Here is a 25,769-nt window from a genome sequence, read left to right on the forward strand (position 1 = left end):
TCACGGAAGTACCGCGCGCAACCCATCAAGGTCCCCGTTGTCCCCGCTCCCACGAACAGCACGTCCAGGTCGGGGAACTGATTGGAGATCTCGGGGGCAGTCCAGCGGTAGTGCGCTCCCCAATTGCCGGGATTGGTGTACTGGTTGAGCCAGAGGTACCGCTCGTCGGACGCACACAGGTCCCGCACGTGGTTGAGCCGGGCTCCGAGGAAGCCGTCGACGGGATCCGGTTCGGTGACCAGGTCCACCTGTGCCCCCAGCGACTCCATGAGTTGCCGGGTTGGCGGGTTACAGCGCGGATCGATCACACACACGAAGCGGTACCCCTTGCTGGCGGCGATCATGCTGAGCGCGACACCGAGGTTACCCGATGAGGACTCCACGAGGATGGAGCCAGGGCCGATCAACCCCTCCCGCTCGGCGCGCTCGACCATCTCCCGCGCGGGCTTAAGCTTGATTGAGCCGGCGAAATTGAACCCCTCAATCTTTAGAAAGAGGCGCCAGCCCAGCACCCCCTCCAAGTCGACGAACAGGCTCTGCTCGTTAAAAAGGTGCGGATCCCTGATAATCGGCATGATCTCACTCGTTCCCTTCCACGAGCGTGGTCAGGGAAGGGGAAGGCTCCTGCCAGCTTGCGTGTGACGGGAGGCGGACATCTTCGTCCGGACCCTTCTACTTTTCAAGAAATGCCGCGCAGAGCGGCACAAGCGGAATACTGCGGCCGCCGCTATTTCCCCCAGCAGCAATACCTGGCTTCCCCACCGCGGATACTCCGAAATACAGTTGAGGCCTCAAACCTCTGTTTCGACAGTAACCAAGCTTCGTGGCCAACCGCAATGACTTAGGCTAAAAACAGCCCCCACCGGCAGCCGCCACGGCGGGACCGTCTGCATCAAAGCGCCGCCGAAGTAATCCCCGGAGCAGTCCTGGCCTTCAACGCCCCGCCCCGAGCTTCCGCACCAAGGGTGGCAGCGTGAGCGGCCGCGCGTCCCCTCCCCGCCCGGACCGGGTCATTCACCGCTTCTACACCCTGGTCTCAGATGCCTGTTCAGCATCTCCCCACGCTGCGCCGGTCACTGCAACGCTCCCCCGCCGCCGTGCCCGGCCCCACCATAGAAAGCGAGTTGCTTTCGATCGTGGAAGCGGAAACAGTTCGACACGGACTGAAAGCCACGGACGAAGACCCGCAGACCCCCAGCGGGCACGAAACCCCATAAACCTCCGCGGGTATGGCTCAAGACAAAAACACTATTGGGGGTCCATACCCGCGGCGCACCTATACACAACCGCGATAGGGGCCCGGCGATGTACTGGCCGGTCAAGGAACCAGCATGCGAGCTCACCCGCCTGATTCGGATCGGCCCTGCAGCTGAAGTCCTCGCCCCGCCCCACAGCCCAGGGTCATCACCGGCTCAGTCCTCGTTGGAACGCGGCGCCTGGGCCGGGGGCTGCAACGTAAGGTCGTTAGCGGCAGTAGAGAGCACGTCCCGGTCCCACTCCGGCAAGGAACCATCCCCCGCCAAGTACATCAGGACCGATTCGAGCTCAGCGTTTCCACCAAGGCTGACGAAGTGGATCCACAGGACGAACAGGTTGATGCCCAGCTCCTTCACCACTGCCCCGGTCAAAGCCTGTTGATCATTTTCCTGCATGAGCATCCCTCCCCGACGAAGCAGGCCCACGCCGGGGCCGACCCTTACTAGAGGGGTTCGTGGACCGCGCCCCCGAGGACGGGTAAGCATCCCTACGGTCGCGGACAGCCGCCGGAACGGCAGGGTGTCGCGCTGAACAGCTTTACGGCGCTGGCGGCCGGCTGCAGCAGTTCGCGGGCGGGGGACGGCCAGCGTTAGCGCGGTCCGGCGCCGGGCCAATGGAAGGGCCAGCCGGCTGTATTGGGGGATCAGCCGGCTGGCCCACACTTCCGATTATTCGATATCGGCGGTGTTCCTGTCCACCATGATCTGCTTCACCTTCGCTGCGGGTGGCGCCTCATAACTATGATGGGGAACGCACGCCGTTTCAGGGGATCACGGGTCAGTGGGGATAAATAACGCCCCCAGGTGTTCGGCGGCCTTACCGTTTGCCGCAGCGTTCACCAGTTCTTCCGCGACCGTGCGGAGCTTGTCATTTCTCTGCTGGCTCACGGCAGCCAAAACGTCGAATGCGGCAGGACCGTCAACGCCCCTTAGCGCCATGACGATCCCCTTCGCCTGCTCGATGAGGTCCCTATGGGCGTAAACGCGCTCGATAGCCTCTGAGGCCGCGTCCTGGGATTCGATGCGAAGGCTCTGAGTCACGTCCACCATAAAGCCACGCACAGAGTCCACCTGACCCGTGGGCCCCGCTACGGCCTGGAGCGCCGAGAAAACACGTCTCTCCTTGCCACGGATGTCATTGATCCGATGCAACAGTGCCCCCTGTCCCCCACCTTCCAGAAGCTCCGCCCAGACTGAGAGTACCTGCCCACGATCCAGCGGATGTTTGTGGGCCATGAAAAGTTCCAAGGTGGGCAGCACCTCCCCCGGGCGCAGCCCGTGGATGCCGAACATGCCCTCGGACCACTCCATCTTGCGGGTGGGGACGTGGAATTCGAAGGTTCCGGACGGACACTTCGCGCCGGGGCCGAGCGGAAACAGGTACGTATCAAGCTTCGACCACATCTATTCCTCCGATACAGGGAAGGCTCCGGCGCTAACCAGCCACCACAACCCAAAGGACACATGTCCCAACCGCTCCCACGGCCGAGAACGAATATACGGGCCACTGGAAGGCCGCGGTAGAGCACCGTCCTCTGTCACCCGGGATCCGGGCCATAAAACAAGCATTCGCATACCGGATTCAACCCCCGAGGGCCACCCAGCGCTTGCTCAGCCCCCGCCCTGGAAACCAGAATCCTGATGCCCTTGTCCCGTTGGCGACTCGGGACCTACCCTGAGCGCATGGCTCCGATCTACATCGACGCTGGGGCAAAAGGACTCTCCAGTATGGAATCCTCATGCTCATTCTCGACCACGGCAACTGGTTCATCGCTGGCCTCGTCCTCGTAACCGCCGGCGTCCTTCTCGGTGCCTGGGAGATGGTAGTAGTCCGCCGCGTGCGGTCACCCCAGGGCCCCGCCCGGCCGATACCCCTCACACTCCGGCTGAGTAAACGGGACCCCTCCGCCGAGGAGCAACCATCGCCTCCGGATACCTGAGGCCCCGGCCTTGGCAGGGCGCGACGGGACGAACCGTCCAACGGGCAGTACAGCTTCCCAGGGTGGGAGCGTCCACATATCCAAGGCTGCTCCGACGTGCCGGCGTGCAAGCCTTTCCTGCTTCCGCGGGAGGGCCGTCAGCGCAATCAAACTAGGGCTGCCGCCGGTCCGCTGCGCTCATCCGTACCTCTGACGGCGGGTTACTGCTGGTGCCATTTTCTAGGAACCGGCCTGGTCGAACGTTACTTCAGCATCGGCGGCACCGTCGGCGAATACGAAGTCGAAGCCTACGTCCAGGGCCTGCTGTCCCTCCCCACCCTGCAGCGGGATCTGCTGGCCATGGCCGCCAACGAACTCATCAACGCCGTGCCCCGGCTTCGTGCACCCTACGCAAAAGACCTGACCGAATCCTCCCGTACCACCCACAACGCCCAGGACGCCCTCCGCACCGGGCACCCCGAGGGAGCCAACAACCACCGCACAGGCGAACAGGAGGAAAGCTAGGACACCCAACGCAGACATTCAGCCGTGACCGGCTCCCTCAATGCCAGGGCCGGGACAAGCCCGATCCCCTGGCTCTAAATCAGATCCGACCACAACCTAGCTCAAGCACCCTCTCGTCGTGACACGGAGTTCCTGCCATTGCCGCGCAGTTGTGACCTGCCGCGCTCCGGCCGGAGGGCCTGCAAGACGCCTCTTTGCCGACCTGGGACGACGCTACGTGTTCCCCGCCGACGCCAACAGAGGCGCCGCTGTCAGTAAAATCTTCCACCTTCGTGCGTAAACTCAGCTTCATGGAAAAACCCGGAACGCTTTTCGGATGGGCCTTTGGCGACGCCGCCCGCGCGGATGACCCCGGATACTTGGATGAGCTCCGCCGCGAGGCTCTGACGAACGCAACCCAGGACGCCGCTAAAAGGGGATTCAAGGTACTAACCGGCGAGGAAAGCTATGCGGTCCTCCAAGCGGGAGAAACGCTGGTTGACGTGGAAAACGCCCCGGACCAGCTCGTTGTCCGGTGCACGGTTAAGCTCACCGGTCCGGGGTCGGACGACGTTCACGCCGTGGGACCCATGAACGGCTAGAGCACCAGTAATTGACGGACACCTAGGGTCGGCATGCAAGGGACCCACGTGACGCCGCGAGCCGAAGCTGCCGACCCCGTCTCCAATGCAAAACGCTCGACCTGGTCGCGGCCTAAGGGTTTGCTGTCCTGCTGGAACGGGAAGGCACTGGGCACAATACTGTCAAACTGTGTCCCACATCAGTAGTACACCTCAGTGATTCGCTTCTCTAACGTTCTTACCGGACGGAAATGCCACCCACAGAAGGCCCGGGCCGGCGTCGGACTGTACGTAGAGTACTGCGGTGCCGTGGCGGCAGTCGGCCGGATTAGTCGCCGATGGCTTCACGGCCGCGGCGAACGATGAGTGGGTCCGGTTCATACACGATCGCGGTGTCCTTGCCGTCGTAGTCGAACTGGTTGAGGAAGAATCGCATCGCGTTGATCCGGCCCCGTCTCTTGTCGTTGGACTTGACGGTGATCCATGGCGCATGATCCGTGTCTGTACGCAGGAAAGTCTCTTCCTTGGCGGCCGTGTACTCCTCCCACCGGTCCAGGGAGGCAAGATCCACAGGGGACAACTTCCAGCGCCGGACAGGGTCGATCTGGCGGATCGCGAAGCGGGTACGCTGCTCGCGGCGGGTGACGGAGAACCAGAACTTGGTCAGGTGGATACCGGAGGCCACGAGCATGCTCTCGAATAGCGGTGCTTGGACCATGAAGGTGTCGTACTCCTGTTCCGTGCAGAAGCTCATGACCCGCTCGACGTTGGCGCGGTTGTACCAGGAGCGGTCGAACATCACGATTTCCCCGCCGGTGGGAAGGTGCTGAATGTATCGCTGGAAGTACCACTGACCATTCTCACGTTCCGAGGGTTTGCTCAGGGCCACAGTCCGGGCCGAGCGAGGATCCAGGTGTTCCGTAAAACGCTGGATTGTGCCGCCCTTGCCTGCTGCATCGCGGCCCTCGAAAACGATAACGACTTTGAGGCCGTGATCCTGACCCCAATATTGGAACTTAAGCAATTCGATCTGCAGGCGGTACTTTTCGAACTCGTACTCCTCCCGGGACATCCGCTGCTCATACGGGTAGTCATCCCGCCACGTCTGCACCGCTGAGCCTCCGGGATCGATAAGCTCCGGGTCCTCGGCCTGCCCGCCACTGACCGTGTACCCCATTTCCACCAGGTGGTCGATGGCCTCCCGCAGGTTGTCCCTCACCCACCATTGATCTTGGGGCTGCAAGGGCCCCTCCCCCTGCGCCATCAGGTCCCCCTTCCGGAACCGCCCGGATCGTCCGCGTCCAACAAGATGATTGTCTCACCGGAAAGCTGTGTGGAAACCTCAGAAACGCACCCGTCCTGCACGGGCACACGGAGGCAACCCGCTAGCAGCCGGACACCGAGTGGCGTAGGGCCCGCTAGTGGACGCGCCGTACACGACCCGAAGCGAACCGGCTGAAAAAGCTTCACCACGGGCCCGGGCGGTCCTAACATGCTGCCTTTCCCTCTTCTGGTCATGCCGCGCGCTGGACGTCCCGTCCAATTGAGTCCGGCTCCGTTCCCTGTCAGCACGATCCTGGGCCGACGTACAGCGTTGCTGTTGCCCGTCAAGCCAGTGAGAGTACGAAGGAGAGGACAAACCCTGCGGCCGTGCTCAGAGCCACGGCGGGGCCGCCGTGTTCGAACGCCTCGGGCATCAGGGTGTCCGCCAGAGAGGCGATGACGGCGCCCGCGGCGAAGGCCAGCGGCAGGGAAATGGTTGCAGGGTCCGTACCCGACAGGGGCCCGGCGCCCAGCACCACGGCAGCGACCAGCAGCACAGCGCAGATAGTCCATAGGCCCATGACGGCCACGGACGATCGGCCCTGGCTGCGCATCGAAGCGGCCCCCACGAGCGCTTCCGGAAGATTGGAGACGAAGATCGCGGCCAAAAGGGCCAGGCCGCCGGTACCTTCGCCCAAGGCCACGCCCAAGGCCACGTTTTCCGGCACCCCGTCGAGTGTCACCGCGGCCAGCAGGGCCATGCCGGCTGCACCACTAGTGGACACCGGGTTCGGCGCTTTCTCTGCGGCGGCGGCATCAGTGTCAAGCTTCGCGCTCCCCCGAAACTCGTCAGCGGGCGTCGGGTCTGGCCCCGGTTGCGCCCACCGGTCCAGAAGCGCGCTCAAAATGGTGAACACCAAAGCCCCGGCCAGCAGCCCGACTGCGGCCCGCAAAATTCCGCCACGCTCGTAAGCGTCCTCGAACAACTCGAACGTCAGGGCAGTAATCAGTGCCCCGGCCGCAAATGACAAGAGCATCGCGAGGAACCGCTTGGGCAGTTCAAAGCGGACCCCCACGAAAGCCCCGATAATCAGGGCGCTGGAAGCCACCACACCGAAAATCAGCGCCGTCCCCACACGGACAGTATAGGAGTCACGACCCAGGACAACGAGTACATCTGCGTGGGCCGGGTGCGCGGAAATACCGTCCCACCGGGCAGCAGTTTCTGTGGACATTTGCGTCCCGATTTCCGTAGATTTTGCCAAAGAGAACCCCGACGTCGTGGTGGTGCAACTCCGACCAGCGTTGACGTTCAGTGCCTGGGCCGGCAGCGAGGGGGCACCAATTCCTTGGCAGGACACACTGGCGAGGCTCCTGCCGCGCAAGCCGTGTTTGCCCCTACTGCCGATTCCGAAGGAGCTGGTATTCCAGACAGGGCACGCAGACGACGTCGCGGACGCCCATTCGCGCGTGCCACCGACAACGAGCGTCCCGAGTCCCATCGCGAGTACGGACCACACGAGCATTTTCTTTCACTGCCACTTGCGACATGGAATCCTCCGGATTGACAGAACCAACCCCGATCGGATCAGCCAGGCTCCACGCCCCACGCCGCGAAGAACCCGTCAACAAAACGAACGAAGTCATGCGCTTACCTGGCAACGTCGCCATGAACAGTCATGACATCAAGAAATGCAAACCAGCAGAGGCAGCACCGCTCCCCCAGCCAGCGTCCAGTCATGCAGCTGGCGGCACCCCGGGCCATGAACGAGTAGACAGCGCCACCGCTGCCCGAAACCACGAGAAGGAGCCGCCCGGCCACAGCAACGGCCACCAACAAATAAGGCCTCCCCCGAAGGGGCCCGTAAGTGAACAGTTTGTGCACACTCAGCGGCTCACAAGCCCCTGAACAGGGAAAACACGTGCCCGAGGTGGGACTCGAACCGGGTCCCAGCCCCTGAATATCCGCCACTCCCCCGAAAACCTTGCCAATCCGGCCCAGTCCGACACCAGTACGACCCGATCCGAAGCCCCGGGTGTGCACATTGTGCACACCCTCTTTCCTGCCCACTACGCCCCCAACCACGCTGCTTAAGCGCCCGTCCGGGCGAGGCAGTTGTGTCCTGGGCGCGATTTCGCTCCGACAAGAAAAGCAGGCCTCCGGAACCGGACCGGCCGCAAATGAGCACCCTACAACGGGGCGGCCCTCATGCTGGAAATCAACGAAAATCATGGCAGCGGCTTCCTCCTTTTCCGTACATCTCCTCGAGAAAAGAACAGTAAACTACATGACCACACGACAGTCCGGCCCTCCGCGAAGCGAGCACGCACCACCAACGGCGCAGCGGAGCCGACCGCGGCGTCCTCCGTCGAGGGGCTTTCCTATGTGCCGGGAGCCTGCGGTCCGAGGCGGCGTTCACAGGCCGCCTGACCCCGTCCCTTTCCCCCGAAACAGGGACACAAAAGTATTCAGCGCGATGATGCGGTCGCTGTCAGCCTCGTGAAGACTCGCTGGGTGGACGCTCATCGTTGGCTGCGGCGTTCTGCATCCCGAGGATGTGGAACGTGATCCCAATAGTGAAGAACGCCATCCAGGCCGTGGTTCCCAGAAATATCATTGCGATCGCAACGGCAGCGAAAACGATCCCGATCGGCAGGAAAGCCGCGCCCCTGGTTCTCTTCACTCGGCCGTTCGACGCCGACATGGGCTTTCCCTCGCCGTTCACTTGGCCGGGGCTACGTCGGCGAACGGAGACCCGCAACGTTCCCGCGAGGACAATTTGCCGCGTCTCATTACCTCGACAGTCCTGACCCGCCCTGAAAACCGCCCGACGGTCTCAGTAATCGATCGTTTGTGAGACCGATCCCTGCCGTGCCCTATTCCTTGCGCATCCCGCCGGTGGAGGTTTGCGGAGCTGGCTGTTTGCTTTTATGGCTTGCCTCGGGAGTAGCCGCTTGGGTGGTTTCCTTTTGGCGGCCGGCGTTGATGATCAGCGCTGTGATAAGCGCCGATGCCGCGAGAAGGATGGCCGCGATGAAAAGCGCCGTCGTATAGCCACTCGTGAGTGCAGGGCTGGCTGTTGCGTTTGCTGCAGCGTCTCTAGAGGCGCGTGAGGTGTACAGCGCTGTCAGTGCGTCGGGGAGCCTGTATTCGGTGATGCTTACGGAGATTGTGGTGAGCACTGCAACGCCAAGGGCGACGCCGATCTGCTGGGCGGAGTTCAGTTGCGCTGACGCGATGCCGGATTCCTGGGCTGGGATGCCGGGCAAGCTTATTGCCTTCACTCACTTTTCCCGCGACAGGAGGTTGGGAAGGCTTAGAGGGACGTGGCCACGGAGGACCGGAACCGGTCGATGGCCGCCTCGTTGCGGGCGAAGTACGTCCACTGTCCAATGCGAGTGGTCTGCACGAGGTCCGCGTCTGCGAGGGTAGCCATGAACTGCGAGGCGGTGGACTGGGAGACCTCGCAACGCTTCCTGATGCTTGAGACGCACACCCCGTAGCGTGTGGCGTCGACTTTCTGTTCTTCGAAATTCTTCACGGGGTCGCGGAGCCACTGCAGGATCGCCAGGCGGTGTGGGTTGGAGAGCGCGCGCAGTGCTGCAAGCAGCTCATCCTGCTGGAGCTGGGTTCCGGGGTTCTCATCTGTAGGCACTCCATAAGGCTACCTCAAAATCGTTATATCGCAATTTACCGATGAACCTGCTAAAACTTAAACCAACCCCCTCGAAAGGAACGAACATGCCTATCACCACAGAAGTTTCCACCGCTGTTCACAGCTGGAGCTCCAGCCTGGCCGCCCTTCCCCCACTGCTCCGCGGAGAACCGTCGGACACGACCCTCGATGAACTGCGCACCGCATACGACGAGATGCTGGCCGCCCATCCCACCCCGGAAGGGGTCACCATCGAAGAGGTGGACATGGGAGGGATCCCAGGGATCGTGGTGACGCCCGAGACCGTGGAGGACAACCGGGCCCTTTTCTACATCCACGGCGGTGCTTACATCGTCGGCAGCCCGGCGGGCTACCACGGCCTTGCCGGAAACTTTGCAGTTCGACTAAACGCCCGGGTGTTCCTGCCGCACTACCGGCTGGCTCCGGAACACCCCTTCCCCACGCCGATCAACGACACCGTCGACGCGTACCGTTGGCTGCTGGAGCAGGGTCAGGACCCGAAGCGTCTGATGGTCGCAGGTGATTCGGCCGGCGGCGCCATGACAGTCACGGTGATGATCAAGGCTCGCAATTTGGGGTTGCCGCTGCCGGCAGCCGGGGTTGCCCTGTCACCCTGGGCGAACCTGGAGCACACAGGCGCGTCGATGACCAACCGGGAAGGGCTCGACCCGCTGAACAGCAAGGCCGTCCTGGACCTGCTGGCACGCAGCTTCCTAGGCGGGGCACTGCCGAATAACCCGGACGCATCCCCGGTCTTCGCCGACGTCCGCGGACTGCCCCCGATCCTGGTCACAATCGGGGAGAATGAACTCATGCTCAGCGACGCAGTCCGGCTCGCCGGGCACCTGGCCGAGAATCGCGTGCGAGTGAGCCTGGACGTCTGGCCCGAGATGTTCCACGTCTGGCACATGCACCAAGACCGGCTCCCCGAGGGGCGCAAGGCCCTCGACGACGCGGCCCGGTTCCTGCTCGAGGCGCTGCCCGCCCGGTAGGGACATCAACCGGGCGCCGTTGAGGCGCACTGCAAGATGAGCAACCCCAGATCGTCAGCCCGATCCAATAAAGGGTCGGGCTGACGTGTTCGACGTCGTGAGCGACGACGGGCCCCACCTGCCCATGCAGCAATGAAAAGCAACACGATGTCCACGCCACCAAGATCGACCAACTACTGGCCTTCCAGCGTGCCGACCGGGCACCGCCCCGGGCTCAAGGAAGCGCTGGCCGTCTGACTGTCAACAAACCGCACCAAGTCATGCACTTACCTGGCAGCGGCGCCATCAACAGTCATGACATCAACAAATACAGACCAGCAAAGGCAGCGCCGCTCCCCCAGCCAGCGTCCAGTCAGGCAGTTAGCAGCGTTCCCGGCCATGAACGAGTAAGCAGCACCACCGCTGCCGGAAATCAAGAGAAGGAGCCGCCGGGCACAGCAACGGCCACCAACAAAAAAGGCCCCTGAAGGGGCCCATAAGTGAACAGTTTGTGCACACTCAGAGGCCCTCAGGCCCCTGAACAGGGAAAACACGTGCCCGAGGTGGGACTCGAACCCACACACCTTTCGATACCGCATTTTGAGTGCGGCGCGTCTGCCAATTCCGCCACTCGGGCGCGGAGTACACCAGTTTAACAATCGCTCAACCACAGTGCTGTGAGCAACGCGATCGCTTCCGGTGCGCGAAATTACTCTACATGCAGATAGGCTGAATTCCAGAATCGCGCCAGTGACGCCGCATCGAACCAGTCCGGTCCAAGTACACCAGCGGACAGAACCTAAGATGGTCTAGTTCCCGCCGTACCTTTCCAAGGAGTTCCCGTGTCAGAACAGACGGAGTCAAACCCCACAACCACGCCGGCGCGCCGCGTGGTTGTCGCCGAGGACGAGACCCTCATCCGCCTCGACATCATCGAGATCCTGCGGGGCGAAGGCTACGACGTCGTCGGCGAAGCGGACAACGGCGAAAAAGCCGTTCAGCTCGCCGAAGAACTCAAGCCGGACTTGGTCCTGATGGACGTCAAGATGCCTGTCATGGACGGCATTTCCGCTGCCGAGAAGATCGTCAAGGCGCGGATCGCCCCGGTGGTCCTGCTGACCGCTTTCAGCCAGAAGGAACTCGTCGAGCGCGCCCGCGACGCCGGCGCCATGGCCTACGTTGTGAAGCCGTTTACCCCCGCGGACCTGATCCCCGCGCTGGAAATCGCTCTCTCCCGCCATGAGGAAATCAAGGCCCTCGAAAGTGAGGTGACCGACCTGCAGGAGCAGTTCGCCACCCGCAAGCTCGTGGAACGCGCCAAGAGTCTCCTCACCACCAAGATGGGCCTGACGGAGCCGGAGGCGTTCCGCTGGATCCAGAAGACCTCCATGGACCGCCGCCTCAGCATGCGCGAGGTTGCCGAGACCATCATCAACCAGGTCAACTAGGACGCATCTCCCCCGGGTCCGGGAGGCCGCTCACGCGCGGCCTCCCGGACCCGGCACGTTAACCGCTAGTACGTTATCCGCTGGCCGAGTTGCACCGCGGCCGCAAGCGCCATGATTCCGCCGGCAACTGTGGCAACGGCCAGTGCGGCAGGCAAGGCTCCCCCGCTGAGGGCGACCCTGTCGCTGTCGGACGTCGTGAGGATCGTGTGAATCCGGCGGTACCGCCGCTGGGAGACAATCAGCGCCACAAGGGACACGGCAGCGCCCAGCGCGGCCGGAACAAGTGCCCATAAACCCAGGACCTCCGGGAGGATGCGGAGCGCCGCCAGGGATCCGACGGCGACCGCCAGCGCCATCCGGCGCCAGGCAAGAGCGGTCCGCTCCGGCTGCAGGCCAGCGTCGAAGGGCCGGTGACTCCGGTCGGGCGCGTCCCCAGGACCGCCGGCCATCAGGCGAGGACAACCGCGAGGACCACCAGGATCCCTGCCACGGAGACGGCCGCCCCGATCGGGAATGCCAGGCGGGCGGCCGGTAGCGGCCTGTCGAGGCGCAGGGCACGCTCGATCTGCATCCAGCCGAACCAGGCCTGCACGGGCGCGGCGATGCCGGCGACGATGAGGACTATGGAGGCCGAAAGTCGCAACCCGTCCTGCAGGTTCAACCCCAGCGCTTCCAAGGCAACGCCGCTGGCAATCAGCGCCAGGGAGGTCCGTATCCAGGCCAGATACGTGCGTTCATTGGCGAGGCTGAACCGGGCGTCCGGATCTGATCCCTGGGAATACAGTGCTGCCGGAAATCGTCTCGTTGCGTCAGTCATGGCACTTTCAGGTCGAAGGGAGTCCGCCGGGGCCGCTCAGTCTTTTCAAGCAGGCACCGGGGACACTTCGAGCATTGCAGATTCCGACCGGGGTAGTCAAACACCCCCGGGGGTATACTCTTAGGTATCGAAAGGAGCCCCGTATGAGCTACACCCACACCGTAACTGTTCCCCTTGGCTGGGAGGAGGCCGTCCAGAAGACCCGCGACGCCCTGGCCGAACAAGGCTTCGGCATCCTGTCCGAAATCAACGTCCGCGCCACCTTCGAGGCCAAGCTCGGCGCTGACGCGGCCGGCGCTGTCGGCGACTACGTCATCCTCGGTGCCTGCAACCCGGCGCTGGCCAGCCGAGCCCTTTCGGCTGAACCCGAGCTCGGCGCGCTGCTGCCCTGCAACGTTGTGGTCCGCCGTGGCAGGGACGACGTCGTCACGACCATCAACGCCATCGACCCCCAGACCATGGTTCAGCTCAGCGACAGCGCGGCAGTCCAGGACGTGGCCAACGACGCAGACACCCGGCTGCAGAGAGCCCTTGCCAGCCTCAGCGAATCCGGGGCAGCGGCGGGTGCCACGCCGCAGGTGTAACCGGCCGAAGACGAAAGACAGAAGGGAGGGTCCCCGCCGCGCAAAGCGCGTGGCGGGGACCCTCCCTTTGTGTCCGGGTCCGCGGAACTAGACCTTGGTGCTCCGCTTCTTCTTTTCGGGCCAGGGCCCGAGCTTGTCCTTGGCAACCTCGGCTTCGCCGGTGCTGCCGGCGTCGGCCAGGTCGCCCACCTTGTGGACCTTCAGCATGTTCGTGGAACCGGCCTTTCCGGGAGGCGAACCAGCGGCGATAACCACCATGTCGCCGTCCTCGACCAGGTCCAGACTCAGCAGGCTGCGGTCCACCTGGGCAGTCATCTCATCCGTGTGGCCCACCATGGGGACCAGAACCGGCTGGATGCCCCAGGTCAGCGCGAGCTGGTTCCAGACGTGCTCCACCGGGGTGAAGGCAAACACCGGCCGGACCGGGCGCAGGCGCGAGAGGCGGCGGGCGGAGTCACCGGACTGGGTGAAGGTACAGATGTACTTCGCATCCAGCTGGTCGGCGATTTCGACGGCGGCACGGGTAATGGCGCCGCCGCGGGTCTTGGGCTTGGTGCCCAGCGGGGGGACGCGCTCCAGGCCGTGGACCTCGGTGGACTCGATGATCCGGGCCATGGTCTTCACGGTCTCGATCGGGAACTTGCCAACGCTGGTCTCGCCCGAGAGCATCACTGCGTCGGCGCCGTCGAGCACGGCGTTGGCGCAGTCGGAAGCCTCGGCGCGGGTGGGGCGCGGGTTGTCGATCATGGATTCGAGCACCTGCGTGGCCACGATGACCGGCTTGGCCCAGCGGCGGGCCAGTTCAACGGCGCGCTTCTGGACGATCGGGACTTCCTCGAGCGGAAGTTCCACGCCGAGGTCGCCACGGGCCACCATGATGGCGTCGAAGGCATCGATGATCTCGGGGAGCTGCTCCACGGCCTGCGGCTTTTCGATCTTGGCGATCACCGGCACGCGGCGGCCTTCTTCGTCCATGATCTCGTGGACGCGCTTGATGTCCGAGGCATCTCGGACGAAGGAGAGGGCCACCATGTCCACGCCGCGGCGCATGGCCCAGCGGAGATCGTCCTCGTCCTTTTCGCTCAGCGCCGGAACGTTGACGGCAACACCGGGCAGGTTAATGCCCTTGTTGTTCGACACGTAGCCGCCCACGATCACCTGGGCGACCACCTTGACGTCGTCGACGTCGATGGCGCGCAGCGCCACCTTGCCGTCGTCGATCAGGAGGGCGTCTCCCGGGTTGACGTCCTCGGTGAGGCTCTTTAGCGTCGTGGAGCAGATGTCCTTGGTGCCCGGGACATCTTCGGTGGTGATGGTGAAGGTGTCGCCGACGGCGAGGAGGTGCGGTCCGTCCACGAACCGGCCGAGGCGGATCTTGGGGCCCTGGAGGTCGGCCATCACGGCGACGGCCTTGCCGAGCTGCCCTGCTGCCTTGCGGACGTTCTCGTACGTGTTGTCATGCACGGAGTAGTCGCCGTGGCTCATGTTCATGCGTGCCACGTCGACGCCGGCTTCCAGCACAGCGAGAGTGTTCTCGTAGCTTGCGATTGCCGGTCCGAACGTGGCCACGATTTTAGCGCGTCTCATATACCTACCCTAGTAGTCGATTGCATTGATGAAGTTATTGGCGGAATGTAACAGCGGCCAGGCCGGAGGGGCTCTAAAGAACCGCCATGGCACGGTCGGTCGGCGCCACCGGAGCCGGGAGGATGGTGCTGCCCATCAGGAACTTGTCCACCGCAGCGGCGCAGGCGCGTCCCTCGGCGATGGCCCAGACGATGAGCGACTGGCCGCGGCCGGCGTCTCCGGCGACGAAGATGCCTTCCGTGTTGGTCATGTAGTAGCCATCCCGGGCCACGTTGCCGCGGCCGTCGAATTCGGCGCTGACCTGCTCGGTGATCCCCGCCCGCTCCGGACCGGTGAAGCCCAACGACAGGAACACCAGGTCAGCGGGGATGATCCGCTCGGTGCCGGCCTTCGGGAGGCGCTTGCCGTCGACGAATTCGGTTTCGGCCACCTTCACGCCGGTCAGTTTGCCGTTCTCGCCGACGAACTCGACGGTGGAGGCGAGGTAGGTGCGTTCGCCGCCTTCCTCGTGGGCGCTGGCAACTTCGAACAGGGTGGGGAACGTCGGCCACGGCTGGTGGCTGGCGCGCTCCGCGGGCGGCTGCTTGCCGATGGCCAGGGTGGTCACCGAGGCGGCCTGGTGCCGGTGCGCGGTGCCGAGGCAGTCCGCACCGGTGTCGCCGCCGCCGAGGATAACAACGTGCTTTCCGGCGGCGTTGATCTGGTTCTCCACCGTCTCCCCCGCCACCACCCGGTTGGCCGGGACGAGGTAATCCATCGCAAAGTGCACACCCTCGAGCTCGCGGCCCGGGATCGGCAGGTCACGCGGGACGGTGGCGCCGGTGGCGACCACCACGGCGTCGTACCGGCGGCGCAGCTGCTCCCAGGTCACGTCCGTGCCGACGGCGACGCCGGTCCGGAAGCGGGTGCCTTCGGCCTTCATCTGCTCCAGGCGGCGGTCCACCTGTTCCTTTTCCATCTTGAAATCGGGGATGCCGTAGCGCAGCAGCCCGCCGATCTTGTCGTCGCGTTCATAGACGGCGACGGTGTGGCCCACCCGGGTCAGCTGCTGCGCGACGGCTAGCCCTGCGGGGCCGGAGCCGACGACGGCGACCGTCTTGCCGGTGAGGCGTGCTGGCGGCAGCGGGTTGACCCAGCCGTTTTCGAAGGCCTGGTCCACGATGGAAACCTCGACCTGCTTGATGGTCACGGCGGGCTGGTTGATGCCCAGCACACACGACGCCTCGCAGGGCGCCGGGCAGAGGCGCCCAGTGAATTCGGGGAAGTTGTTGGTGGCGTGCAGCCGCTCCATCGCTTCCTCGCCCTTGTCCCGCCAGACGAGGTCATTCCATTCCGGAATGAGGTTGCCCAGCGGGCAGCCCTGGTGGCAGAACGGCACGCCGCAGTCCATGCAACGGCCGGCCTGCGACTTGAGGACACCCTTTTCCTGGGCCTCGTAGACTTCTTTCCAGTCCATGATGCGGACCGGAACGGGACGGCGGGGCTGGGTTTCGCGCTGACGTACTTTCAGAAATCCGCGTGGATCAGCCACCGGTCACCTCCAGGATTCGAGACCAAACTTCTTCGCCGTCGGGGTCAAGGCCCTCTTCGATGGCGTCAAGACGGGTTTGCAGCACGGCCGCGTAGTCGCGCGGCAGCACCTTGGTTATGCGGGCTGCGGTGTCGTCGAAGTTCTCCAGCAGCCGTGCCGCGAGCAGCGACTCGGTCTCCTCGGAGTGCTTCACCAGCAGTCCATGGACAATGTCACGGTCCTCGGCGTCCAGTTCGCGCAGCTGCAGCTCACCGGATTCCAGGGCCTGCTTGTTGACCCGTTCGGTCTGCAGGTCCAGGACGTAGGCCGTGCCGCCGGACATGCCGGCGCCGAAGTTGCGGCCGGTGCGCCCGATGATGAGCGTCTGCCCGCCGGTCATGTACTCGCAGCCGTGGTCGCCGATTCCTTCGACCACCGCCGTCGCGCCGGAGTTGCGGACCAGGAAGCGTTCGCCGACCTGGCCGCGCAGGAACATCTCGCCGCTGGTGGCGCCGTAGCCGATCACGTTTCCGGCGATCACACTGCGCTCGGCCGGGAAGACGTTGGTGCGGTCCGGCCGCACGATGATGCGGCCGCCGGACAGGCCCTTGCCGACGTAGTCGTTGGAGTCACCGAACATCCGCAGCGTGATGCCGGCCGGCAGGAACGCACCGAGCGACTGGCCGGCGGTGCCGGTCAACGTGATATCGATGGTGTCCGTCGCCAGCACGTCCGTGCTGAAGGTCTTGGTGACCACATGGCCCAGCATGGTGCCGACGGAGCGGTCCGTGTTGATGACGTCGACGGCGATCTTGACGGGGCTGCGGTCGCTCAGGGCTTCCGCGGCCATCGCGATCAGGCGCTGGTCGAAGTGCTTGTCCAGCTCGTGGTTCTGGCCCGTGAGGTTGCGCAGCGGGGCGTCGTCGTCGAACTCGAGTCCGTGCAGGATCGGGTCCAGGTCCAGCCCTTCGGCCTTCCAGTGATTGATGGCCTCGCGGGTGTCGAGCATCTCGGCGTGGCCGATCGCTTCCTCGATGCTCCGGAAACCCAGCTCGGCCAGGATCTCGCGGACTTCCTCGGCGAGGAATTCGAAGAAGTTGACCACGAACTCCGGCTTGCCGTTGAACCGGGAGCGGAGCTCCGGGTTCTGCGTCGCGACGCCCACCGGGCAGGTGTCCAGGTGGCAGACGCGCATCATGATGCAACCGGAGACCACCAGCGGGGCGGTGGCGAAACCGAACTCCTCGCCGCCCAGCAGCGCGGCGATCACAACGTCGCGGCCGGTCTTGAGCTGGCCGTCCACCTGCACCACCACGCGGTCGCGCAGGCCGTTGAGCATCAGCGTCTGCTGCGTCTCGGCGAGACCCAGCTCCCACGGCACACCGGCATGCTTCAGCGAGTTCAGCGGCGAGGCGCCGGTACCGCCGTCGTGCCCGGAAACGAGGACGACGTCGGCCTTGGCCTTCGTGACGCCGGCAGCCACGGTGCCGATCCCGACCTCGGAGACGAGCTTGACGTGCACGCGGGCCGACGGGTTGGCACGCTTCGCGTCATAGATCAGCTGGGCGAGGTCCTCGATCGAGTAGATGTCGTGATGCGGGGGCGGGGAGATGAGTCCGACGCCGGGCGTTGAGTGCCGCGTGCGGGCCACCCAGGGGTAGACCTTCTGCGCCATCAGCTGCCCGCCCTCGCCGGGCTTGGCGCCCTGGGCCATCTTGATCTGGATGTCGTCGGCGTTGGTCAGGTACAGGCTGGTCACGCCGAATCGGCCGGACGCGATCTGCTTGACCGCGGAGCGGCGCTCGGGATCGAGCAGCCGGTCCACGTCCTCGCCGCCTTCACCGGTGTTGGACTTGCCGCCCAGCCGGTTCATGGCGATCGCCAGGGTCTCGTGCGCCTCCTGGGAGATGGAACCGTAGCTCATCGCGCCGGTGGAGAACCGCTTGACGATGCTGGAGACGGACTCCACTTCCTCGAGCGGGACCGCGGGGCGCAGCCCGGCCTTGAACTTCAGGAGCCCGCGCAGGGTCATGAGGTTCTCGGACTGGTCATCCACGCCGCGGGTGTACGCCTTGAAGATGTCGTACCGGCGCTCACGTGTGGCGTGCTGCAGCCGGAACACGGTCTCCGGGTTGAACAGGTGCGGCTCGCCGTCGCGGCGCCACTGGTACTCGCCGCCGCCCAGCAGCGGCTGGTGCGGCACTTCGATGCCGTTCTCGGGGTACGCCATCCGGTGCCGCGCGGCAACCTCGGCCGCGATGACGTCCAGGCCGACGCCGCCGAGCTGGGAGTGCGTGCCGGAGAAGTATTCGTCCACGAGGTCCTGGCCGAGGCCCAGCGCTTCGAAGGTCTGGGCACCCGTGTAAGAGGCCACGGTGGAGATGCCCATCTTGGACATGATCTTCAGGACGCCCTTGCCGAGGCCCTTGATCAGGTTGTAGACACCGTCCTGCGGGGTGACCCCGACGACGTCGCCGGTGGAGATCAGCTGCTCCACCGATTCCATCGCCAGGTACGGGTTCACGGCGGAGGCGCCGTAGCCGATCAGCACGGCCACGTGGTGCGTCTCGCGGACGTCGCCGGCCTCAACCACGAGGGCGGTCTTGGTGCGGTTGGCGCTGCGCAGCAGGTGGTGGTGCACGGCGCTGACGAGCAGCAGGGACGGGATGGGCGCCCACTGGGCGTTCGAGTCACGGTCCGAGAGCACCACATACTGCACGCCGCGGTTGATGGCACCCGACACCTGCTCGCAGATTTCGGTGAGCCGCGCGCGGAGGGCGTTCTCGCCGCCCTCGGGGCGGTACAGGCCGCGCACCTTCATGGCGACCTTGTCGCCGTCGGCGTTCTCGATGTTCGCTATCTTGGCGAGCTGGTCGTTGTTGATCACGGGGAACGGCAGCGAAACCTGCGCCTGGCGGACCTGTTTGGTGTCCAGCAGGTTGCCGTTGGGGCCGATTGCGCAGGTCAGCGACGTGACCAGTTCCTCGCGGATGGCGTCCAGCGGCGGGTTGGTGACCTGCGCGAAGGACTGCACGAAGTAGTCGAACAGCAGCCGGGGGCGCTTGGAGAGGACGGCCACCGGAGTGTCGGAACCCATGGCGCCCAGCGGTTCGGCGCCGGTGCGGGCCATGGGGCCGAGCAGGATCTTCAGTTCCTCGGTGGTGTAGCCGAAGGTGCGCTGGCGGATGTTGACCGAGGCCGCGGTGTGCACCACGTGCTCACGCTCGGGCAGCTCCGCCAGGTCGATCAGGTTTTCCTTGACCCAGTCGGCCCAGGGGTTGGCCGCCGCCACCTCGGCCTTGACCTCGGCGTCGTCGATGATCCGGCCGGCGTCGGTGTCCACGAGGAACATCTTGCCGGGTGAGACGCGGCCCTTTTTGACCACCTTGGAGGGTTCGACGTCGATCACGCCGACCTCGGACGCGAAGATGATCAGGCCGTCCTCGGTGATCCAGTACCGGCCGGGGCGCAGGCCGTTGCGGTCCAGGGTTGCCCCCACCAGGTTGCCGTCGGTGAAGGACACGGCGGCGGGGCCGTCCCACGGTTCCATGAGCAGCGAGTGGTACTCGTAGAACGCGCGGCGGGCGGGATCCATCGTGGCGTGGTTTTCCCAGGCCTCGGGGATCATCATCATGATCGAATGCGTAATCGGCCGGCCGGAGAGCCAGAGCAGTTCCGCGACCTCATCGAAGGAGGCCGAGTCGGAAGCACCGGGCGTGCAGATGGGGTACAGCTCTTCGGGTGAATCGCCCAGCAGCGGGTTGGCGAGCTGCGACTGGCGGGCGCGCATCCAGTTGCGGTTGCCCTTGACCGTGTTGATTTCGCCGTTGTGCGCGATGGTGCGGAACGGCTGGGCCAGCGGCCAGGACGGGAAGGTGTTGGTGGAGAAGCGCGAGTGGACGATCGCGAGCTTGGTCTTGAAGCGCTTGTCCGAGAGGTCCGGGTAGAACGGCTCGAGCTGCGCCGTGGTCAGCATGCCCTTGTAGACGATGGTCCGGGAGGACAGCGACGGGAAGTACACGCCGAACTTGTTCTGCGCCCGCTTCCGGATGCGCCAGGCGCGGGCGTCGAGTTCGTTGCGCTCCAGGACTTCCCCGGTGCTGGAGGCAAGGAACGGCTGCGAGAAGTAGGGCATGCAGGCCCGGGCCATGGCCCCGACAAGGTCAGCAACAATCGGCACTTCGCGCCAGCCGAGGACGGTCAGGCCCTCGTCGGCGGCGAGGCTTTCGATCCCGGCCTTGGCGGCATCGGATTCGCGCTTCTCGGACGGGAGGAACGCCGTGCCCGCGACGAACTGGCCGGGGGCGGGGAGTTCGAAGTCGGTGACAGCGCGGAAGAATTCGTCCGGGATCTGCATGAGCAGCCCGGCGCCGTCGCCGGTGCCTTCATCGGCGCCCACGGCACCGCGGTGCTCGAGGTTGCGCAGGGCGGTCAGGGCGGCGTCGACGATGTCGTAACCCGGCTCGCCGCGCAGCGTGGCGATAATGGCGAGGCCGCAGGCGTCCTTCTCCTGCTCGGGGTTGTAGAGCCCGGCGGCTTCGGGAAGTGCCGCGAACCGCTTGAAAGGCGACATGGCGGCCTGTTGCGGCTCGGACCAACTGGGGCTGTGCAGGGTTTGGGTCATGGGAGACGTCCTTCCTCCTGATCGTGCGTATGGGAGGGACAACATTGGCCCGCATCGGTGCGCCGGTGTGACGGGCACAACAAAGTGTTTTCTTATTCGAATTGTAGGTCAGCGCCGCTTCCTGCACTAACAGTTACGCGGCCGCCGGCCCTGGGCTTGCGAGAACAGCAACTGTTTGCTGTCCGCCGCCTTCCCTGCTGCCACGACGCTGTGGAAACGGGCTCTGCGAGGGGTGACTCCGCGGCCCGGTTTGCCGGGGCTGAGCTACTTGGTGCCCTCAGCTTCCGGCGCGGTTCCGTGTCCCTGGTGGCCGCGTGTTCCGGCCGCCGGTGCTCCTGTGGCGGGCGTGGTGCCGCCGGTGGATTCCTTTGACGCTCCCGCCGGGGCGGAAGCGCGGCCGGGACCGCTTTGGTTATCAGGGAGATTACCACGCGACTCACTATCTGAGACAGCAGAATCCGAATGGCGGACACTGGCAGCACCGGCGGGAACGGTAGCCGGCTCCCCGGCGGACTTCCCGGCGTCGTCGGCGCGGTCGACGACGGCGGCCGGCTTCCCGGCCGCGTCCGCGGCGGCGTCGGTGACTTTGTCAGCGGCTGCGGTGTCCTTGTCGGCGTCGGCAGCGTCTTTGTCAGCGGCTACGGCATCCTTGTCCGCGTCGTCGTTGTCAGCAGCGTTGTCAGTGACCGGTTCCACCTCGGACGGTTCGCGGCCCGGCAGGTACACGGTGTCGGGTCCGGTGGGCTTGCGCAGGCCCAGGATGATGAAGGCGGCCAGCGCGCCCAGAAGGACAAAGATGCTGGTCCACACGTTGAGCCGGGTGGTGATGCCGAAGAGGTTGATCAGCTCGGCGTCGTCGATCCGCATCGCTTCGATCCAGACCCGGCCCAGCGTGTAGTAGATCGCGTAGAGGCAGAACAGGCGGCCGCGGCGGAACCGGAACTTGCGGTCCAGCAGCAGCAGGATTCCCACGCCGGCGAGGTTCCACAGGGATTCGTAGAGGAACGTCGGGTGGAAGTGCGTCTCCGCGGCCATCCCGGGCGGGAAGTTCGGGTTGTCGGCGTCGATCTGCAGTCCCCAGGGGAGGGTGGTGGGGCCGCCGAAGAGCTCCTGGTTGAAGTAATTGCCCCAGCGGCCGATCGCCTGGGCCAGCAGCAGCCCGGGAGCCGCGGCGTCCATGAAAGCGCTGAGCTTGACGCCGGCCTTGCGGCACCCGATCCAGGCGCCGACGGCGCCCAGCAGCACGGCGCCCCAGATGCCCAGTCCACCGCGCTGGAGTTGCGGGATCAGGGACAGGTCGCCGGTGCCGTCGAAGCCGGGCCCGAAGTACGCATCCGGTGAGGACACCACGTGGTAGAGCCGGCCGCCGATGATGCCGAAGGGAATGGCCCAGATGGCGATGTCCCAGACGCTCCCCTCCGGGGCGCCGCGCTTCGACCAGCGGACGGACGTCAACCACAGGCCGGCAATGATGCCGAGCAGGATGCACAGGGCGTAAGCGTGGATGCGCAGTGACCCCCACGGCAGCGGAATGTCGAATCCGGACCAGTCCGGGCTCGGGATGCTCGCGGGAATCATCGCTGCCGCGTGGAGGACTGACTGCATGTGCTTAGGCTTCTTCCTTGGTAAGGCCGGTGCTGAGGTCTTTCGTCAAGGACGCTACCGCATTCACGCCGCCGTCGCGGATGGCCACGACGAGGGCGGTCCCGACAATCACGCCGTCCGCGTAGGCGGCGATCTCGCGGACCTGGTCCGCGTTGGACACGCCCAGCCCGACGCAGACGCGTTCGGCGCCGGCGGCGTGCGCGGCGGCCACAACGTCCTTGGCCGCCGAGCTGACCGAGGTCCGGGCGCCGGTGACGCCCATGATCGAGACAGCGTAGACAAAGCCGCGGCTCGCCTCAACGGTGCGCTTCATGCGCTCCGGCGAGGACGACGGCGCCACCAGGAACACCCGGTCCAGGCCGTACTTGTCCGAGGCAGCCATCCATTCGGAAGCTTCGTCGGGGATCAGGTCGGGGGTGATGAGTCCTGCTCCCCCGGCGTCGGCCAGCTGGCGGGAGAATTCATCCACGCCCATCCGGACGACGGGGTTCCAGTAGGTCATCACCAGCACGGCGGCGTCGGTTTTGCTGGTGATGCCGCGGACGACGTCGAAGACCTGCTGGACGTGGAAGCCCGCAGCAAGAGCTTCAGTGGTGGCCGCCTGGATGACGTGGCCGTCCATGACCGGATCGGAGTACGGGATGCCGATCTCGATCAGGTCGGCGCCGTTCTCCGCGAGGGCGATGCCGGCCGCGATGGTGTCCTCGACGCTGGGATAGCCGGCGGGGAGGTAGCCGATCAGGGCGGCGCGGCCCTGGGCTTTGGCCCGGTCAATGGCCGCGGCCGACTTGCTGGCCCCCCGGACAGTCGATTCGACGTGGTTCACAGCTGTTCCCCCTCTTTGGCGATTTCGTGCTCGGGTGAATCCTTGTCCAGCAGGTCGAACCATTCCGCTGCGGTGGCCACGTCCTTGTCGCCGCGGCCGGAGAGGTTGACCACCACGATCTTGTCGGCTGCCTTGCTGCCGGACGTCTCTGCCTCGGCGGCGAGCCGCTGGCCGACCTTGATGGCGCCGGCCAGGGCGTGTGCCGACTCGATGGCCGGGATGATCCCCTCGGTGCGGCAGAGCAGCCGGAACGCGTCCATGGCCTCGCTGTCCGTGATGGGCTCGTAGCTGACGCGTCCGATGTCGGCGAGGTAGGAGTGCTCGGGGCCCACGCCGGGGTAGTCCAGGCCGGCCGAGATGGAGTGCGACTCGATGGTTTGGCCGTCGTCGTCCTGCATCAGGTAGGAGCGGGCGCCGTGCAGCACACCGGGCTTGCCGAGTGTGATGGTGGCGGCATGGCGGCCGGTTTCGACGCCGTCGCCGCCGGCTTCGAAGCCGTAGATCCGCACTGACGGGTCGTCCAGGAAGCCGTGGAAGATGCCGATCGCGTTGGAACCGCCGCCGATGCAGGCGCACACGGCGTCGGGCAGGCGGCCGGTCTGTTCCAGGATCTGGGCGCGGGCCTCATCGCCGATGACCTCGTGGAAGTAACGGACCATGGCCGGGAACGGGTGCGCCCCGGCGGCCGTGCCCAGCAGGTAGTGGGTGTTGTCCACATTGGCCACCCAGTCCCGGAGTGCCTCATTGATGGCGTCCTTGAGGGTCTGGGACCCATTGGTCACCGGGATGACGGTGGCTCCGAGGAGCTCCATCCGGGCCACGTTGAGGGACTGCCGGCGGCAGTCCTCGGCGCCCATGTACACGACACATTCCAGACCCATCAGGGCGGCGGCCGTGGCGCTGGCGACGCCGTGCTGCCCGGCGCCGGTTTCGGCGATGACCCGGGTCTTGCCCATACGCTTGGCCAGGAGCGCCTGGCCCAGCACGTTGTTGATCTTGTGGGAACCGGTGTGGTTGAGGTCCTCGCGCTTGAGGAAGATCCGCACTCCCCCGGCGTGCTCCGCGAAGCGCTTGGCCTCGGTGAGCAGCGACGGCCGGCCGGAGTAATTCTTGTTCAGCTCCGCGATCTGCGCGGTGAACTCGGGATCGGCCTTGGCTTTCTGGAAGGTGTCCTCCAGCTCATCCAGGGCAGCGATGAGCGACTCGGGCATCCACCGGCCACCGTACGAGCCGAAGTAGGGCCCGGGGGCGTGCCGCAGGGATTCTCCACCCTGCAGGAACGCGTCCACTGCGCTTTCGTCTGAGCCGGCTGCTGGCGCATCGACCATCAGTCTCACCATCCTCTTCCACTGCTAACTAGATCTTCGGTGCCGCACGGAGGCTCCGCGTCCGGGCAGGCGTGGCCCGGCCGGAGCGCGGGTCAGGATCGTGCGGCGATTTCCTGGGCTCCGGCGGCCATAAATTCCGCGATCCGCTCCCGCGGGGTCGCGTCACTGACCAGGGCTTCGCCCACGAGGACTGCATTGGCGCCGTGTGCGGCGTAGTGCCGGACGTCGTCGACCCCGCGCACCCCCGACTCCGCGACGACGAGCGAGCCGGCGGGGATGCCTCCGGCGAGTTCGGCGAAGACGGAACGGTCGACGTCGAGCGTCTTGAGGTTGCGCACGTTGACGCCGATGATCCGCGCCTCGGCGGTCACCGCGCGTTCGATTTCCTCGGCCGTGTGCGTCTCGACGAGCACGTTCATGCCGAGTTCGCGGCTAAGGGCGCTGTATTCGCGCAGCTGCGCGTCGGACAGGGACGCCACGATGAGCAGGATCAGGTCGGCCCCGTGTGCCCGGGCCTCCCAGATCTGGTACTCGTCGATCATGAAGTCCTTGCGCAGCAGCGGGATATCCACCGCTGCGCGGACGGCGTCAAGATCGGCGAGGGAGCCGTTGAAGCGGCGCTGTTCGGTGAGGACACTGATCACGGCCGCTCCGCCGTCGGCGTACTGCACGGCGAGCGAGGCGGGGTCCGCGATGCTGGCGAGGTCGCCCTTGGAGGGGCTGCGGCGCTTGATTTCGGCGATCACCTTCAGCTGCCCGCGATTGTCCGCGGGACCGCCGAGGGCGGTCCAGGCATCGCGCGCCGGCGCGGCCGCGGCCGCGCGCTCTTTCAGTTCCGCGAGCGTAACGAGGCGCTGACGGGCCTCCATATCCTCCCTGACACCGGCATTGATGTCATCGAGAACAGTCACCCTCAGTGGCCGGAGTTCTTCAGCTTGCTGCCGCCCACACCGTAGCCGGCCTTGCGCATGACGAACCCGATGACCAGGCCGGCCAGCATGACCACGCCGCCCCCGATGAAGATCGGGGTGTTGGCGATGACAAAGGCGATGGACATAATGAGGGCGCCGGCGAGCATCACAAAGACGGTGGTCCAGGCGGCAGGGCTGTTGCCGTGGCCGGTGGGCTCGCTGTGATCGATGTCGTCGTAGGAGTAGCCACTTCCGGCAGCGGGCTTGGGGGCGGAAACAGGTGCGTTGCTCATTGAAATCTCCTCAGGGTGAATACTGCTTACATTCTGCCATTTTTTGGCGGCGATATTAGCCGCGT

22 protein-coding genes and 1 tRNA gene are annotated in these 25,769 nt (G+C 65.3%); 5 read left to right on the plus strand and 18 right to left on the minus strand.

From position 1 onward, the window contains the following. From FS787_RS14330 to FS787_RS14340, 3 genes are all read right to left on the minus strand, one after another. A partial coding sequence (locus tag FS787_RS14330) for a pyridoxal-phosphate dependent enzyme (RefSeq protein ID WP_144673350.1) occupies positions 1–575 on the minus strand: 575 nt, incomplete at its 3' end. 837 nt (positions 576–1,412) lie between these two features. Further along, positions 1,413–1,652 carry a hypothetical protein gene (locus FS787_RS14335; protein WP_144673352.1) on the minus strand — a complete coding sequence of 80 codons (240 nt, stop codon included), beginning with the start codon at positions 1,650–1,652 and terminating at the stop codon, positions 1,413–1,415. 375 nt (positions 1,653–2,027) lie between these two features. After that, positions 2,028–2,660, minus strand: a complete 633-nt coding sequence (locus tag FS787_RS14340) for a PAS and ANTAR domain-containing protein (RefSeq protein WP_144673354.1) — start codon at positions 2,658–2,660, stop codon at positions 2,028–2,030. 632 nt (positions 2,661–3,292) lie between these two features. Between FS787_RS14340 and FS787_RS14345 the strand changes: the two genes are divergently transcribed. Beyond that, complete coding sequence (locus FS787_RS14345) at positions 3,293–3,700, plus strand: hypothetical protein (RefSeq protein WP_144673356.1); 408 nt, start codon at positions 3,293–3,295, stop codon at positions 3,698–3,700. Between the two features lie 290 nt (positions 3,701–3,990). Next, positions 3,991–4,281, plus strand: a complete 291-nt coding sequence (locus tag FS787_RS14350; RefSeq protein WP_144673358.1) for a hypothetical protein — start codon at positions 3,991–3,993, stop codon at positions 4,279–4,281. A gap of 307 nt (positions 4,282–4,588) precedes the next feature. Here the strand turns inward: FS787_RS14350 and ppk2 are convergent, their stop codons facing one another. From ppk2 to FS787_RS14370, 4 genes are all read right to left on the minus strand, one after another. Continuing rightward, positions 4,589–5,524 (minus strand): polyphosphate kinase 2, encoded by a 936-nt coding sequence (gene ppk2 / locus FS787_RS14355; RefSeq protein WP_144673360.1) that lies wholly within the window; start codon positions 5,522–5,524, stop codon positions 4,589–4,591. Positions 5,525–5,867: 343 nt separating this feature from the next. Further along, positions 5,868–6,659 carry a ZIP family metal transporter gene (locus tag FS787_RS14360; RefSeq protein ID WP_144673721.1) on the minus strand — a complete coding sequence of 264 codons (792 nt, stop codon included), beginning with the start codon at positions 6,657–6,659 and terminating at the stop codon, positions 5,868–5,870. 1,741 nt (positions 6,660–8,400) lie between these two features. After that, positions 8,401–8,793, minus strand: a complete 393-nt coding sequence (locus FS787_RS14365) for an MFS transporter (RefSeq protein WP_144673362.1) — start codon at positions 8,791–8,793, stop codon at positions 8,401–8,403. Positions 8,794–8,840: 47 nt separating this feature from the next. Beyond that, entirely contained in the window at positions 8,841–9,179 is a 339-nt protein-coding gene (locus FS787_RS14370) for a helix-turn-helix transcriptional regulator (RefSeq protein ID WP_186329212.1), read from the minus strand. Positions 9,180–9,265: 86 nt separating this feature from the next. On the opposite strand from FS787_RS14370, the gene FS787_RS14375 reads away from it, so the two are divergent. Then, positions 9,266–10,192: an alpha/beta hydrolase gene (locus tag FS787_RS14375; RefSeq protein ID WP_144673364.1), complete on the plus strand. Its 927-nt coding sequence runs from the start codon at positions 9,266–9,268 to the stop codon at positions 10,190–10,192. 534 nt (positions 10,193–10,726) lie between these two features. Here the strand turns inward: FS787_RS14375 and FS787_RS14380 are convergent. Further along, positions 10,727–10,808, minus strand: a tRNA-Leu gene (locus FS787_RS14380). 205 nt (positions 10,809–11,013) lie between these two features. On the opposite strand from FS787_RS14380, the gene FS787_RS14385 reads away from it, so the two are divergent. Continuing rightward, positions 11,014–11,619 carry an ANTAR domain-containing response regulator gene (locus FS787_RS14385; RefSeq protein ID WP_056431565.1) on the plus strand — a complete coding sequence of 202 codons (606 nt, stop codon included), beginning with the start codon at positions 11,014–11,016 and terminating at the stop codon, positions 11,617–11,619. 65 nt (positions 11,620–11,684) lie between these two features. Here the strand turns inward: FS787_RS14385 and FS787_RS14390 are convergent, their stop codons facing one another. Further along, positions 11,685–12,068, minus strand: coding sequence for a DUF202 domain-containing protein (locus tag FS787_RS14390; protein ID WP_144673367.1), 384 nt, complete (start codon positions 12,066–12,068; stop codon positions 11,685–11,687). After that, on the minus strand, positions 12,068–12,436 hold the full coding sequence (locus FS787_RS14395; RefSeq protein ID WP_144673369.1) for a YidH family protein: 369 nt from the start codon (positions 12,434–12,436) through the stop codon (positions 12,068–12,070). The genes FS787_RS14390 and FS787_RS14395 overlap by 1 nt, the downstream gene beginning before the upstream one ends. Before the next feature lie 143 nt (positions 12,437–12,579). Here FS787_RS14395 and FS787_RS14400 point away from each other — a divergent pair, with 143 nt between their 5' ends. Next, a complete protein-coding gene (locus tag FS787_RS14400; RefSeq protein ID WP_144673371.1) occupies positions 12,580–13,020 on the plus strand; it encodes a DUF302 domain-containing protein in 441 nt (146 codons plus the stop codon). An 87-nt stretch (positions 13,021–13,107) separates the two neighbouring features. On the opposite strand, the gene pyk is transcribed toward FS787_RS14400, so the two are convergent. The 8 genes from pyk to FS787_RS14440 all read right to left on the minus strand — a co-directional run bounded on the left by pyk (position 13,108) and on the right by FS787_RS14440 (position 25,704). Beyond that, on the minus strand, positions 13,108–14,607 hold the full coding sequence (gene pyk / locus FS787_RS14405; protein WP_144673373.1) for a pyruvate kinase: 1,500 nt from the start codon (positions 14,605–14,607) through the stop codon (positions 13,108–13,110). A 73-nt stretch (positions 14,608–14,680) separates the two neighbouring features. Next, the gene (locus tag FS787_RS14410; RefSeq protein WP_144673375.1) at positions 14,681–16,138 is read right to left on the minus strand and encodes a glutamate synthase subunit beta; all 1,458 of its coding nucleotides are present in this window, start codon (positions 16,136–16,138) and stop codon (positions 14,681–14,683) included. Further along, on the minus strand, positions 16,131–20,741 hold the full coding sequence (gltB, locus tag FS787_RS14415) for a glutamate synthase large subunit (protein WP_144673377.1): 4,611 nt from the start codon (positions 20,739–20,741) through the stop codon (positions 16,131–16,133). Before gltB ends, FS787_RS14410 begins: the two co-directional genes overlap by 8 nt. A gap of 264 nt (positions 20,742–21,005) precedes the next feature. Then, a complete protein-coding gene (gene lgt / locus FS787_RS14420) occupies positions 21,006–22,346 on the minus strand; it encodes a prolipoprotein diacylglyceryl transferase (protein ID WP_144673379.1) in 1,341 nt (446 codons plus the stop codon). Positions 22,347–22,350: 4 nt separating this feature from the next. After that, a complete protein-coding gene (gene trpA, locus FS787_RS14425; RefSeq protein ID WP_144673381.1) occupies positions 22,351–23,172 on the minus strand; it encodes a tryptophan synthase subunit alpha in 822 nt (273 codons plus the stop codon). After that, positions 23,169–24,500 (minus strand): tryptophan synthase subunit beta, encoded by a 1,332-nt coding sequence (gene trpB / locus FS787_RS14430; protein ID WP_144673383.1) that lies wholly within the window; start codon positions 24,498–24,500, stop codon positions 23,169–23,171. The genes trpA and trpB overlap by 4 nt, the downstream gene beginning before the upstream one ends. A 92-nt stretch (positions 24,501–24,592) precedes the next feature. Next, positions 24,593–25,411 carry an indole-3-glycerol phosphate synthase TrpC gene (trpC, locus tag FS787_RS14435; protein ID WP_144673385.1) on the minus strand — a complete coding sequence of 273 codons (819 nt, stop codon included), beginning with the start codon at positions 25,409–25,411 and terminating at the stop codon, positions 24,593–24,595. A 2-nt stretch (positions 25,412–25,413) separates the two neighbouring features. Next, on the minus strand, positions 25,414–25,704 hold the full coding sequence (locus tag FS787_RS14440; protein ID WP_260982572.1) for an HGxxPAAW family protein: 291 nt from the start codon (positions 25,702–25,704) through the stop codon (positions 25,414–25,416). Positions 25,705–25,769: the final 65 nt, after the last annotated feature.

This window comes from Arthrobacter sp. U41, assembly GCF_007679325.1.
Taxonomy (GTDB): domain Bacteria; phylum Actinomycetota; class Actinomycetes; order Actinomycetales; family Micrococcaceae; genus Arthrobacter.